Source organism: Pseudomonas sp. FSL R10-0056 (assembly GCF_009600105.1).
GTDB classification, from domain to species: domain Bacteria; phylum Pseudomonadota; class Gammaproteobacteria; order Pseudomonadales; family Pseudomonadaceae; genus Aquipseudomonas; species Aquipseudomonas bubulae.
Window position 1 is genome coordinate 1 of the sequence record NZ_WIWL01000147.1, and the last position, 255, is coordinate 255.

Genomic DNA, 255 nt, shown 5'->3' on the forward strand with positions numbered 1-255 from the left:
TTTTTGTCGGTATCGGCGTTATGACGTTAAGTCGATTGGGGCCTGGCAATCCTCATCTCGACACCATTCTGGAAAGCGAAGCCCAGCTCTTGCGCCACTACGGTGTCGAAGCAGGCAAACAACTGCTGGACGTGTGGCACCACCCCGACGACGAAGCGATAGCCGTGTATGACAGCACCGGCCAATTGCTGGCCGGATTGCCCATTGAACACCCGGTCTTCGAGCAAACGGTCATCAGTAAAGAGGGCATGAGCC

1 pseudogene is annotated in these 255 nt (G+C 56.1%); it reads left to right on the forward strand.

Annotated elements, in window-relative coordinates:
- Positions 1-255, forward strand: a pseudogene (locus tag GHO42_RS25730) (two-component sensor histidine kinase); the annotation flags it as partial.